Genomic DNA, 13,118 nt, shown 5'->3' with positions numbered 1-13,118 from the left:
CATAAAAGCCTTTACTCTCAGTATCCTGATCTGTATACTTCTCAGGAACGATATTTTTCTCCTCAAGGTAGAACACAACTTCATTTACACTTTCCTTCACATCAACAAGATCAAAGTAGTCTAAAGTGCCTTCAGGAAGAAGAAGGCGATAACCGTTTAACTCCATAAGCTATGAATTTGGAGACAAAGATAACAATTTATAAATTTACCCCTCAGGTTTTTACATTGACCCGAAAAACAGATCTTTTATCTTTACAGCAGTAGTAGCTTCTCTTTTGTACGTCAGTTGTACAAAGCCCCAAACCACTCTTTCAGAGAACGAACGACCGTTCAATCCACCTATTATGGGATGGAGTTCGTGGAACGCCTTTCTAGTAGACATCAGCGAAGACATTATTAAACATCAGGCCGACCTCATGGTGGAGAAAGGATTGAAAGATGCAGGCTATCAGTACATCAATGTAGATGACGGATACTTCGGCAAAAGGGATGAAAACGGAGTCATGCAAGCAAACGAGAAACGTTTCCCTAATGGCATGAAACCTGTAGCAGACCATATACACAGTTTGGGAATGAAGGCGGGACTCTATACGGATGCAGGGACTAGAACGTGCGGCTCTCTCTGGAACAAGGACTCTATAGGAATAGGAGCTGGTATCTACGGCCACGAACCGCAAGACGCCCAATTATACTTCGGCGACTGGGGCTTCGATTTCATCAAAATAGATTATTGCGGTGGAGAAGTGCTAGGACTGGATGAGAAAGAACGATATACCTCTATCCGCAACAGCATAGATAAAGTGAATAAAAATGTTTCCATAAACATCTGCCGATGGGCTTACCCCGGCACTTGGGCCAAAGACGCAGCAACTTCCTGGCGTATCAGCGGCGATATCAATGCACATTGGAATTCATTAAAATATGTAGTCGGGAAGAACCTCTACCTGTCTGCCTATGCCGGAAACGGACATTATAACGACATGGATATGATGGTGGTCGGATTCCGTAACAATAGCAGAGTAGGCGGAAACGGTCTTACTCCGACCGAAGAGGAAGCCCATTTCGGCCTATGGTGTATCATGAGCTCTCCGTTACTCATCGGATGCGACTTGGAAAAAATGCCGGATTCTTCGCTCGAATTACTGAAAAATAAGGAATTAATCGCACTCAACCAAGATCCTTTGGGATTACAGGCATACGTAGCACAACATGAGAACGAAGGATACGTATTGGTGAAAGATATCGAGCAGAAACGTGGCAATGTGCGTGCCGTAGCATTGTACAACCCATCCGACACCGTATGTAGGTTCTCCGTTCCATTCTCTTCTTTGGAATTCGGTGGAAATGTGAAAGTGCGTGATTTAGTAAGACACAGTGATTTAGGCAGTTTTTCCGGTATTTTTGAGCAAACGCTCCCTGCCCACAGTGCCATGTTCCTCCGCATGGAAGGTGAGGCACGCCTGGAACCGACCTTGTATGAAGCGGAATGGGCCTACCTGCCTCTTTTCAATGACTTAGGCAAAAACACCAAAGGTATCCAGTATGCTTATGACAAAGAAGCCTCCGGCAAAATGAAAGTTGGATTTCTTGGTGGAAAACCGGAGAACTATGCCGAATGGCACGAAATATATAGTGAAGACGGCGGACGTTATAATATGACCATCCACTATTCACACGGAAAAGGACGGCAGATAGAGGTAGATGTCAACGGTATCATCACAAAAATCAGCTCTTTGGGAGAGGACGATAATCACAGCCAAATCTCAATTCCGGTAGAACTGAAAGCTGGTTACAATACCATTCGGATCGGCAACAGCTACGATTGGGCACCAGACATAGACTGCTTCACATTGACAAAGACATTATAAATTGCAATAGCAATAAATAGAAAAAGTGCAAAAAAGGAGGAGCTAAGATCACTCTCCACTCCTCCCGTCACGACAAACAACTAAAATTATTCACTATTTGATGCCATCCAATGCTCTTTTAGCAGTAGCATTAGCGGGGTCTATAGCCAGAATTTTACTCCAGTAGTCCCTAGACGTCTCCTTGTTCGCTTTCGCTTCGGCCTTCAATGCCGGATTCTCGATAGCCAACAAATAATAATAGCCCAGATAGCTGTAGCACTCAACCAAGGCAGCATTGTAACGAGGATCATTTTTACTTTCCAATAAAGTAGCCACTTCCTCATAGAAAGGTTTAGCCAATCCTAAAGTAGTCTCGGGGTCAAGTGCGGAATTGGCACGCGCCCTCCAGAAATTACCCAGATAGCTATCCGGTGCTGCCACTGCGATAGCTTGGAAAACAGAATCGGCAGACGCCAAAGCCTGTTTGCGTTCTTCAACAGTGATTGTCAATGAATCAGGTTGCGTACCAGCACCGTAATAAAGTCTGCCAACCTGAAACTGTAAGTCCGGAGTCTGTTTTTCCTTATCAAGAGATGCATAATATTTCCGGTAAGCACTGATCGCCTTTTTATAATCATTCTTCCGCTCGTAAGCAGCAGAGATGTTTTTGTATAAGTTCGTATTGGAGGGATCTAATTGAACCGCCTTTTCATATTGTATCACAGCTTCATCATACTTTTTCAAATCTTCCAGCAGATGTCCGTAATACATATAATCCAAATAAGAATAATCGGCTTTATCGGTTTCATTAAAGAAAATATCCGCAGCTTTCATCGCTTCGTCAAAACGCTTCAAGTCAGTATAATTATACATTGCCAGGCGGTTGAACGCAGCATGGCGGGGATTCTTTTGCAGTCCCATATTGGCTACTTCAAGCGACTTCTCGAAATCATGGTTCAAGAATAAAGCAAACGCATACTTCACTAAATCCTCCTCAGTAGCTACCGGTCCCATAGCAAAACGCGAATAAGCATCCGCAGCTTTGCTGAAATCATTCTTCAAATAATAAATCTCGGCCAGCTTCTTGTCTACACCGGTGTTAGACGGTTGCAAAGCTTTCAGTTGATTCAGCTTTTCGATAGCAAGACTCGAATTGGCCATCTTATAGATATCTGCAAATTTCAGATAAGCCGCCGCACAGCGCGGATTAAAGTAAATGGCTTCCTCATATTTTTGAGAAGCAAGACCGGCATTCTTCTGTTTGAGGGCAATATCTCCCTCCAATACGGCCGCATCAGCCGATTTGCCGTTTGCTTTTTTGGCAAGAGCCGCATATTGCTGAGCTTCCGGTATTTTACCAGCTTCCAGATAAGCCTCACCGATAGCCACCAACAGCTCTATATTCTTTTTATTCTTGCCTTTTATCATTTGTCCAGCCTCTTCGGCCGCTTGTGCTGGATTCGCCTGAATAGTTTCTTTCAATTTTGCAACACCCACTTTCCATTCGGAGGCAGGAGTTTGTGCATAGAGCGACCCAACTGCTATAAACGCTCCAGCTAAAAACATTTGTACTCGTTTCATGATAGTCTCTAATTTTAGTTATTATTCGCCATTCACATGGACTACACGTATCGGCTGAGTAGCCGGAACAAGTCCGGATTTTAATATGATGCGCTGCCCCTTGTCGGAGGTCATAAAAGAAGTGAATCCCCAAGGCAGCCCGTTGCGAGGATCATTCAGAATTGCATAAATCGGCCGTGCCAATGGATAATTGCCATAATACAAATAAGCCTGATAAGGTTTATAGCTGTTTCCGGGAGTCGCCACATCTTCGGCACTCACCGCCATCACCCTGATTTCCTCCCTGAAAGAGAGATTGGTAGTATCACTGCGGTTTCCCAACCAGTTCACACCTATCACACCTATCGCATCAGGATTCTGCGCTACATAATTTATCACCTGCTGATTTGTCCTCAAAGCACTCACATTTCCTTCTGCTAACGGTTTTCCGTTGCAGATCGAATCCATCGCAAAGCGTACTGTACTGGAGTTCTTATTGTCGAACACCACCCGAATACCTTTCAGACGAGAACCCGAATTTACCTGTTTCCAATCTTTCACTTCTCCCGTCAAGATACGGCGGAAATCGCGCACACTCAACAATGAATCCGGATTCTCCCGGTTCACAATCAGTGCCAGTCCATCCGTAGCCAGCTTAATCTCACGAGGATAAAACTTACGGCTGTGAAACGAATTCATTTCTTCCTCAGTCAGTGTCCGGGTTGCGATTGCCAACCGGACACTGTCTTTCAGAAGTAAATTAATCGCCTCTACTTCAGTAGTGTAGCGAGGAACAATTCCGGCCAAAGGATACAAACTCTCAAACACATCGATTTCTTCCTGCACAATGGGTTCGAAACTTTCATCCGCCGCAATAGCTATCACCCCGGACGAATACGTATCCGTCGGTCCGTCTTTCGATTTAGAACGGCAAGCACTTAATGCCGCCAGCAAAACGATTCCTATCAGCCAAAATTGTCTTTTCATCATCTTTTTATTGTAATCTGAACATTACCGGAACTGTAAACTTCACACGCACCGCCTTACCGTTCTGCTTGCCCGGAATCCACTTCGGCATACTCTTTACCACACGTACGGCTTCCTTATCCAGATAAGGATCTACACCACGTGCCACACGCACATCCGAAATAGTACCGTCGCGCTCTACGACAAACTGAATGATAACACGTCCTTGTGTTCCGTTCTCCTGTGCAATGGTAGGATATTTGATGTTTTTTCCCAGATAAACCATCAATTCCTGCATTCCGCCCGGGAAGGCAGGCATCTGTTCTACCATATCGAACACTTTTTCCGGTTCCGGCTCAGCCTGTGTTACTACCTGCTTCAAGTCAGCGATATCCGCACCATTCTCTTCATCATTACCTTTCACATCGGCAATGGAGATCGCTACTTTAGTAGAAGTCAACTCTTCCTGACTCTTGATCTCATTATCCTCGTGCACCTCTTCATCCTTCTTGATGACGGGAGCCGTAAACTTAATAGAACTCTTCAATGCAGGGGGTGGAGGAGCTACGGGTTCTACCCGCTTCATCTCTTCCTGCTTGATTTCCGGTTCTTCCAATTTCGACAGAGTAGTAACCTCCGTCATCACTTCCTTTTGTTTCGGAGTTGCCAACTTGAGCAACGTAGGAATCGTAAACCCGATCAATGCGATGACCAATACGGCAAACATTGCCAGATTATGCCGTTTTGTCGAATTAGCACGCATCTTATAGGCACCATACGCCTGATTCTTGCCTTCAAAAATCAATTGACACCATTCCGAAGAAGTCAAATCTATTTTTGCCATTTTACTTTTCTGTTTTAGGTGTTCATCATTTATCGGCCAGATTCTGTGACAAGGCACCCTTCTCATCGAAATTCTTCATCAAGAATTCGTCTGCTTCGGCAATGTCCGTAATCACATACTTACCTATATTACATATCTGCATCTCGTCCAGCGCGTCAATCAGATTCTTATAAGAAGCGTCATCCGTCGCCTTGATAATCACGGTCGGCGTATCTTTTCCGCTCTTAATTTCGGAAACCTGTTTCCGGTATTCCTCTTCTGAAATCTTAAGGTCCAGCTTCTGCAGCTTCAAAGCCCTCACTTTGTTCACGGCAGCCACATTCTTCTGAAGCAGTATGGAACGTATTCCATCCGGAGTGTAACTCGTCTCTTTCAGCGAAGTGTAATCCTTATAGTTCGGTTCACCCTCGTAGTAATAGAGCTTATTGTCCGCTCCCAGCAGCAATGTGATTGCCTGCGAAGCCTTCACCATACTCTTCTGTTGTTCTGTTATACTCTTATCATTACTCGGCATGCTTATCTCCATCGTTTGAGGCTTGCTCAGGGTGGTACAAAGCATAAAGAAAGTAATCAGCAACATATTCATATCCACCATCGGAGTGAAATCCACCCGCACGGCAAACTTTTTCTGTTTGCTCTTTCCATTTTTTCCGCCGCTCTCTTGTACTTCAGCACTCATACTGTTTTCCTCCTTTCTATTCTTCAGATTCCCCTTTGAGAGAAGTAATCAGGTTGTACCGGTTCTCTCTCAAATCCTGAAGTGAGTTCATAACGTTCTTTATCACCGAGTATGGAGTAGATGCATCCGCCTTGATAGCTATTCGCAAATCAGCGTTGGCTGCACGCGCATTGCGTACCCATGCCTTAAACTGGTTGTCGGTACTATCACATGGAATTCCTTCGTTTTTAAGAATCTTATCCCGTTGTTCTTCAGGAAGATCGAGGAATCTCTGCATACTTCTGATAGGCACTCCGAAAGTGGAAGCTAACGTAAACCGCTTCTGCTGTTCCGGAGTAAACTTAATGCCATACTCTTCACCCATGCTCTCCAAAACAGCCTGCATATCCTGCTGTTTGTCGAGGCTCATAAATATCTTTCCGCTAGGATCTACCAGAATCTGGAGCACGTTTGTCTCCGGAATCTTGATTTCCGATACGGAAGCCGGAGTGTTTACTTGCACCGGTTCTTTCTTCACGAATGTTGAAGTCAACATAAAGAAGGTAAGAAGCAATACAGTAACGTCACTCATAGCGGTCATATCTATGAACGTACTTTTCTTTTTAATTTGCGCTCTACCCATGATTTATAGATTTTAAAGGGTCCGCAGAATTAGTGAGTAGCGGCAAAAGTTTGCACAATAGAGAATCCGACTTCGTCGAGACCGTAAGTCAGTTTATCAATTTTGTTAGTGTAATAGTTGTAGGAAATAACAGCCAATGCACCGGTCAAGATACCGAAAGCAGTGTTAATCAAGGCTTCGGAAATACCTTGTGACAGAGCCATAGAGTCAGCACCACCACCTGCAGACAAAGCGGCAAACGAACGGATCATACCGATTACAGTACCGAGCAATCCCATCAATGTACCCAATGTAGTGATTGTGGCAATAATCGGAAGATTCTGTTGCATCATAGGCATTTCCAATGCAGTAGCCTCTTCCAGCTCTTTCTGGATTGCCAACAATTTCTGCTCCTTAGACAAAGCAGTATTCTTCTCCATTTCGTCATATTTACGAAGAGTAGAAGTAACCACATTAGCTACCGAACCTCTCTGATTATCACAGATTTCCTGCGCTTTCTTAATATCCCCCTCAGCCAATGCAGCTTTGATATTAGCAACGAATTTAGCTAAAGAACCTTTTCCGAAAGCAGAGCGGAGAGCAAAATAGCGTTCGATACTCAATGCAAGTACAGTCAACAGCAATGTCTGAATGACAGGCACGATAATACCACCTTTGTAAATGGTACCCAAAAAGTTTCCTGGCAACGGGTGATTGTTCGGATCATTGTTCATAAAGTTTGACGGATTTCCCAATAGGAAATGATAAATACATACTGCCAGAATAAAACAGCAGATAATAACGATACCGGCATTCTTTATACCTACGACATGAGTTTTTTTAGTAGTTTCCATAATAAGTTTTTTGTTAAGATATTAATTTTAGTTATTTAGAAAAAAATGTCAACAGAATTAGACACACTACGCTATAGACCCGGTAACTTTTTAGATACAAAAAAGCCACACAGTTCATACAGGGTATGAAAAGTAAATTACTAATTGAAGTGAAGGGAATAAATACTAAATAAGGATACGTCTCAGAGCGAACACATAATACTCGCTACAGATAATGGAATAATGAGGATCCTTATCCGAATAATAGGATTTACTTTGATCTAATACCAGTGAGTTTTCTCTCAACAAGAAAAACTTATTAATAATGTCTTTCAAAGAGTCATTAATTTCAATGATTCTACGCAGACGATAATTAGAATTCGTTTCGGAAACAGGCTTAAAGCCCAATTCTACATCAGAAATGGATAAAGACTGTGTATTATCATAATCCACATGATGACCACCTACAGAAGAACGATGATTCGTATTGTCTGAAGATGATTCAGAGAACTGACAAGTCGATTCACAACTAGATATGCAAGTAGAGAAATCCATAGCATTTCCACTTATGCTAAAAGATAGCATCAGCAGAATACAAGCCAATATGAATCTCGGAGAACTTTTCATTATATCTTAGTTGTTATTTATTAGTCTCACCTAATTTGGTCGCAAATATAGTCATTAAATTGATTAAGTTTATCATCATTCACATCATTTAAACTATAAATCTTAATCATACTATTAGAACAAGTCAGAAAGGATATTGTTTCCAAAGAAAGCCATTTATTATCTTAAAAAAAAGATTTATAGCAATCATTTTCAGAAATGATAAAAAAACAGAAGCCCCTTGATTCGTTGCTGAATCAAGGGGCTTCTTAAAAACGGCGGCTACCTACTCTCCCACTGTTACGCAGTACCATCGGCGTGACGAGGCTTAACTTCTCTGTTCGGAATGGGAAGAGGTGGAACCCTCGTGCTATAACCACCTGAAGAAATTCAATAAGGTTATGACATGATGAAAAGTAAAACTTCAGTGTCTAGCAAGCTAAACGTATATATCGCGCCCCGTACAAGTCCGAAAGAAAGTGAACGGGCAATTAGTAATGCTCGGCTGTGATGTTACCACCTTTACACCTGCATCCTATCAACGTCATCGTCTTTGACGACCCTAAGAAATCTAATCTTGTGGCTGGCTTCGTACTTAGATGCTTTCAGCACTTATCCAATCCCGACTTAGATACCCAGCAATGCACCTGGCGGCACAACTGGTAAACCAGAGGTCAGTCCAACACGGTCCTCTCGTACTAGTGTCAGAGCCACGCAAATTTCATACGCCCACGATAGATAGAGACCGAACTGTCTCACGACGTTCTGAACCCAGCTCGCGTGCCACTTTAATGGGCGAACAGCCCAACCCTTGGGACCTTCTCCAGCCCCAGGATGTGACGAGCCGACATCGAGGTGCCAAACCCCTCCGTCGATATGAGCTCTTGGGAGGGATCAGCCTGTTATCCCCGGAGTACCTTTTATCCTTTGAGCGATGTCCCTTCCATGCGGAAACACCGGATCACTATGCTCTAGTTTCCTACCTGATCGACTTGTATGTCTCCCAGTCAAGCGCCCTTATGCCATTACACTCTGCGGACGGTTACCAATCGTCCTGAGGGCACCTTTAGAAGCCTCCGTTACACTTTTGGAGGCGACCACCCCAGTCAAACTACCCACCAAACAGTGTCCCCGTACCACGGGTTAGAACTCAAATAATCAAAGGGCCGTATTTCAACAGCGACTCCACAAATACTGGCGTACCTGCTTCGAAGTCTCCGGCCTATCCTACACATCAATTACCCAAATTCAATGTTAAGCTATAGTAAAGGTTCACGGGGTCTTTTCGTCCCATCGCGGGTAATCGGCATCTTCACCGATACTACAATTTCACTGAGCTCACGGTTGAGACAGTGTCCAGATCATTACACCATTCGTGCAGGTCGGAACTTACCCGACAAGGAATTTCGCTACCTTAGGACCGTTATAGTTACGGCCGCCGTTTACTGGGGCTTCAATTCAATGCTTCTCTTGCGATGACATCTCCTCTTAACCTTCCAGCACCGGGCAGGTGTCAGGCTGTATACGTAATCTTTCAATTTGGCACAGCCCTGTGTTTTTGTTAAACAGTTGCCTGGACCTATTCTCTGCGCCCAACTCTCGTTGGGACCCTTTATCCCGAAGTTACAGGGTTAATTTGCCTAGTTCCTTAACCGTGAATCACTCAAGCGCCTTAGTATATTCAACCCGACTACGTGTGTCCGTTTGCGGTACGGGTACCTAAAGGATTAAGTTTAGCGGATTTTCTCGGGAGTATGTTTACACGCACTATTACCGTTTCCCGAAGGAATTGGTATACTATCAGGTTCGACTCTCTTTGTGGATTTGCCTGCAAAGATCAACATCTACACCCTTCAACGGACTATTCCGTCAGTCCGCGGCGCTGTCACGACTCCGTCTCCACGTCACTCCTTAAGGTAGTACAGGAATATTAACCTGTTCTGCCATCGGCATCACCGTTCGGCTGAGCCTTAGGACCCGACTAACCCTGATCCGATTAGCGTTGATCAGGAAACCTTAGTCTTTCGGCGAGGGGGTTTCTCACCCCCTTTATCGTTACTTATACCTACATTTGCTTTTCCACACGCTCCAGCAAAGCTCACGCTTCACCTTCGACGCAGAGTGGAATGCTCCCCTACCGATGTTTACACATCCCATAGCTTCGGTAAATTGCTTAATGCCCGATTATTATCCACGCCAAACTCCTCGACTAGTGAGCTGTTACGCACTCTTTAAATGAATGGCTGCTTCCAAGCCAACATCCTAGCTGTCTTAGCAATCTGACTTCGTTAGTTCAACTTAGCAATTATTTCGGGACCTTAGCTGATGGTCCGGATTCTTCTCCTTTAGGACATGGACCTTAGCACCCATGCCCTCACTCCTGGGATCGAACTACTGCGCATTCGGAGTTTATCAAGACTTGATAGGCGGTGAAGCCCTCGCATCTTATCAGTCGCTCTACCTCACAGTAGTAATTCCCAAGGCTGCACCTAAATGCATTTCGGGGAGTACGAGCTATCTCCAAGTTTGATTAGCCTTTCACCCCCACCCTCAGTTCATCCGGAAGCTTTTCAACGCTTATCGGTTCGGTCCTCCAGTTAGTGTTACCTAACCTTCAACCTGACCAAGGGTAGATCACTTGGTTTCGCGTCTACTCCTTCCGACTAGTCGCCCTATTAAGACTCGCTTTCGCTTCGGCTACACATTTTGAAATGCTTAACCTTGCCGGAAAAAGTAACTCGTAGGTTCATTATGCAAAAGGCACGCCGTCACTTCTTACGAAGCTCCGACCGCTTGTAGGCGCACGGTTTCAGGGACTATTTCACTCTTCTGTTCGAAGTGCTTTTCACCTTTCCTTCACAGTACTGGTTCGCTATCGGTCTCTCGGGAGTATTTAGCCTTACCGGATGGTCCCGGCTGATTCACGCAAGATTTCTCGTGTCCCGCGCTACTCAGGATACCACTACGCTTCGTTTAGCTTCGAATACCGGACTATCACCGTCTATGGTCCCATTTTCCAAAGGGTTCTTCTCACTAAATTTCTTGCGACATCGTGGTCCTACAACCCCAATATTGCCGTAACAACATTGGTTTGGGCTAATCCCCGTTCGCTCGCCACTACTTGGGGAATCATTATTATTTTCTTTTCCTACAGGTACTAAGATGTTTCAGTTCCCTGCGTTAGCCTCTTGCCATGCAAGATGTCATTCCTTCAGAATGACGGGTTGTCCCATTCGGAAATCTTCGGATCAAAGGTTATTTGCACCTACCCGAAGCTTATCGCAGCTTATCACGTCCTTCATCGCCTCCGAGAGCCAAGGCATCCGCCATGCGCCCTTGCTTACTTTCTTTCAAACTGACTTCCAGGCATATTTAACTATTGCTAGTCTGTATACCGGAAACGTACGGTTCGATATATACTTTTAGCTCTTACTAAAATTTTACTTTTTGTATCATCATGTCAAAGATCGTTTCTCTTTTCAGAGATCGTGGAGAATAACGGATTCGAACCGTTGACCCTCTGCGTGCAAAGCAGATGCTCTAGCCAGCTGAGCTAATCCCCCAAGAGGTTATTCAAGAATGTTGTTTTTAGTTTTTAGCTTTTGGCTGTCACTATTCCTCCTTCTTGAGCTTGGTAGTCCCAGGCAGAGTTGAACTGCCGACCTCTACATTATCAGTGTAGCGCTCTAACCAACTGAGCTATAGGACTAGTTCAACCTTGTCTACCTTTCGTCTAGACTCGGCTTCTTTTTTCTCTTGTTTATCTCTATCTATAATACTATAGATGGTTGATCTATATCTATAAATAAACAAGTACCAGTAGTACAAAAAACAGAACCTGTAAAGTCTATAAGTGACTGTCACGGTTGTGACACTTACGGCATCGCTCCAGAAAGGAGGTGTTCCAGCCGCACCTTCCGGTACGGCTACCTTGTTACGACTTAGCCCCAATTACCAGTTTTACCCTAGGACGCTCCTTGCGGTTACGTACTTCAGGTACCCCCGGCTTTCATGGCTTGACGGGCGGTGTGTACAAGGCCCGGGAACGTATTCACCGCGCCATGGCTGATGCGCGATTACTAGCGAATCCAGCTTCACGAAGTCGGGTTGCAGACTTCGATCCGAACTGAGAGAGGTTTTTGGGATTAGCATCCTGTCACCAGGTAGCTGCCTTCTGTACCCCCCATTGTAACACGTGTGTAGCCCCGGACGTAAGGGCCGTGCTGATTTGACGTCATCCCCACCTTCCTCACATCTTACGACGGCAGTCTCTCCAGAGTCCTCAGCATGACCTGTTAGTAACTGAAGATAAGGGTTGCGCTCGTTATGGCACTTAAGCCGACACCTCACGGCACGAGCTGACGACAACCATGCAGCACCTTCACATTTGCCTTACGGCTAACCTGTTTCCAGATTATTCAAATGTAATTTAAGCCCGGGTAAGGTTCCTCGCGTATCATCGAATTAAACCACATGTTCCTCCGCTTGTGCGGGCCCCCGTCAATTCCTTTGAGTTTCACCGTTGCCGGCGTACTCCCCAGGTGGAATACTTAACGCTTTCGCTTGGCCGCTTACCGTATATCGCAAACAGCGAGTATTCATCGTTTACTGTGTGGACTACCAGGGTATCTAATCCTGTTTGATACCCACACTTTCGAGCATCAGTGTCAGTTGCAGTCCAGTGAGCTGCCTTCGCAATCGGAGTTCTTCGTGATATCTAAGCATTTCACCGCTACACCACGAATTCCGCCCACCTCTACTGTACTCAAGACTGCCAGTATCAACTGCAATTTTACGGTTGAGCCGCAAACTTTCACAACTGACTTAACAATCCACCTACGCTCCCTTTAAACCCAATAAATCCGGATAACGCTCGGATCCTCCGTATTACCGCGGCTGCTGGCACGGAGTTAGCCGATCCTTATTCATACGGTACATACAAAAATCCACACGTGGATCACTTTATTCCCGTATAAAAGAAGTTTACAACCCATAGGGCAGTCATCCTTCACGCTACTTGGCTGGTTCAGACTCCCGTCCATTGACCAATATTCCTCACTGCTGCCTCCCGTAGGAGTTTGGACCGTGTCTCAGTTCCAATGTGGGGGACCTTCCTCTCAGAACCCCTATCCATCGAAGGTTTGGTGAGCCGTTACCTCACCAACTGCCTAATGGAACGCAT

8 protein-coding genes, 2 tRNA genes, 2 rRNA genes, 1 pseudogene and 1 other annotated feature (1 of these 14 running past the window's edge) are annotated in these 13,118 nt (G+C 44.9%); of the genes and pseudogenes, 1 reads left to right on the top strand and 12 read right to left on the bottom strand.

What is annotated here, in order from left to right:
- A pseudogene (locus BACFIN_RS24030) lies at window positions 1–166 on the bottom strand (ISAon1 family transposase N-terminal region protein); the annotation flags it as partial.
- 178 nt (window positions 167–344) lie between these two features.
- Between BACFIN_RS24030 and BACFIN_RS00740 the strand changes: the two are divergent.
- A complete protein-coding gene (locus tag BACFIN_RS00740) occupies window positions 345–1,868 on the top strand; it encodes an alpha-galactosidase D (RefSeq protein WP_007758115.1) in 1,524 nt (507 codons plus the stop codon).
- A gap of 93 nt (window positions 1,869–1,961) precedes the next feature.
- Here BACFIN_RS00740 and BACFIN_RS00745 read toward each other — a convergent pair whose 3' ends face one another.
- The 11 genes from BACFIN_RS00745 to BACFIN_RS00795 form a co-directional block, all read right to left on the bottom strand.
- The gene (locus BACFIN_RS00745; RefSeq protein ID WP_007758114.1) at window positions 1,962–3,428 is read right to left on the bottom strand and encodes a tetratricopeptide repeat protein; all 1,467 of its coding nucleotides are present in this window, start codon (window positions 3,426–3,428) and stop codon (window positions 1,962–1,964) included.
- Window positions 3,429–3,449: 21 nt separating this feature from the next.
- On the bottom strand, window positions 3,450–4,397 hold the full coding sequence (locus tag BACFIN_RS00750; protein ID WP_007758109.1) for a PstS family phosphate ABC transporter substrate-binding protein: 948 nt from the start codon (window positions 4,395–4,397) through the stop codon (window positions 3,450–3,452).
- Window positions 4,398–4,401: 4 nt separating this feature from the next.
- Window positions 4,402–5,217, bottom strand: a complete 816-nt coding sequence (locus tag BACFIN_RS00755) for an energy transducer TonB (RefSeq protein ID WP_007758107.1) — start codon at window positions 5,215–5,217, stop codon at window positions 4,402–4,404.
- Between the two features lie 25 nt (window positions 5,218–5,242).
- A complete protein-coding gene (locus BACFIN_RS00760) occupies window positions 5,243–5,896 on the bottom strand; it encodes an ExbD/TolR family protein (protein ID WP_007758106.1) in 654 nt (217 codons plus the stop codon).
- Window positions 5,897–5,912: 16 nt separating this feature from the next.
- A complete protein-coding gene (locus BACFIN_RS00765) occupies window positions 5,913–6,518 on the bottom strand; it encodes an ExbD/TolR family protein (protein ID WP_007758105.1) in 606 nt (201 codons plus the stop codon).
- Between the two features lie 29 nt (window positions 6,519–6,547).
- On the bottom strand, window positions 6,548–7,351 hold the full coding sequence (locus tag BACFIN_RS00770) for a MotA/TolQ/ExbB proton channel family protein (RefSeq protein WP_007758104.1): 804 nt from the start codon (window positions 7,349–7,351) through the stop codon (window positions 6,548–6,550).
- Window positions 7,352–7,516: 165 nt separating this feature from the next.
- Entirely contained in the window at window positions 7,517–7,957 is a 441-nt protein-coding gene (locus tag BACFIN_RS00775; RefSeq protein WP_022276247.1) for a hypothetical protein, read from the bottom strand.
- 252 nt (window positions 7,958–8,209) lie between these two features.
- Window positions 8,210–8,320 (bottom strand): 5S ribosomal RNA (rrf, locus tag BACFIN_RS00780).
- A gap of 87 nt (window positions 8,321–8,407) precedes the next feature.
- A 23S ribosomal RNA gene (locus BACFIN_RS00785) occupies window positions 8,408–11,286 on the bottom strand.
- A gap of 139 nt (window positions 11,287–11,425) precedes the next feature.
- Window positions 11,426–11,499: transfer RNA gene (locus BACFIN_RS00790), tRNA-Ala, on the bottom strand.
- Window positions 11,500–11,568: 69 nt separating this feature from the next.
- Window positions 11,569–11,645: transfer RNA gene (locus tag BACFIN_RS00795), tRNA-Ile, on the bottom strand.
- A gap of 183 nt (window positions 11,646–11,828) precedes the next feature.
- Window positions 11,829–13,118 (bottom strand) — a sequence feature (mutual gap in cmsearch alignment for this rRNA model is longer than 100) (it continues 252 nt past the right edge of the window).

This window comes from Bacteroides finegoldii DSM 17565 (assembly GCF_000156195.1).
GTDB lineage: Bacteria > Bacteroidota > Bacteroidia > Bacteroidales > Bacteroidaceae > Bacteroides > Bacteroides finegoldii.
This window is presented reverse-complemented; position numbering and strand designations above follow the sequence as displayed.